Origin of the sequence: Marinobacter sp. UBA2498 (genome assembly GCF_002341575.1) — a bacterium.
GTDB lineage: Bacteria > Pseudomonadota > Gammaproteobacteria > Pseudomonadales > Oleiphilaceae > Marinobacter > Marinobacter manganoxydans.
Window position 1 is genome coordinate 24521 of sequence record NZ_DDOI01000139.1, and the last position, 273, is coordinate 24793.

At 60.4% G+C, this 273-nt stretch carries 1 protein-coding gene; it reads right to left on the reverse strand.

Annotation, left to right across the window (positions count from 1 at the left end; all coding sequences use genetic code 11):
* Positions 1 to 273 (reverse strand): hypothetical protein (locus B2W52_RS19310; RefSeq protein WP_286803932.1); only part of this gene is annotated, 273 nt, incomplete at both ends.

Below are 273 nucleotides of genomic sequence, written 5' to 3' on the forward strand. Positions count from 1 at the left end.
AGGGCATGGCCCGTCACCCGGGGGGTGGTTGCCGCCACACCGGCTACGGCCGATACCTCCTCTGTGAGATTCCAGCGCTCGGCCAGGGCAATGTTCATCTCCCTGTCATCGTGAAAGCCCCGCTGATGTACCTTCAGGTCGCCGGTCACATAGCCCGTCATGTTGTTGATCATCTGGGCGTTGATGCCATCAATGAATGCCCAGAGAAACACTAGCCCACCGACACCGACGGCCACCGACAACAGTGTGATGGCCGTACGCCGACGATTGACC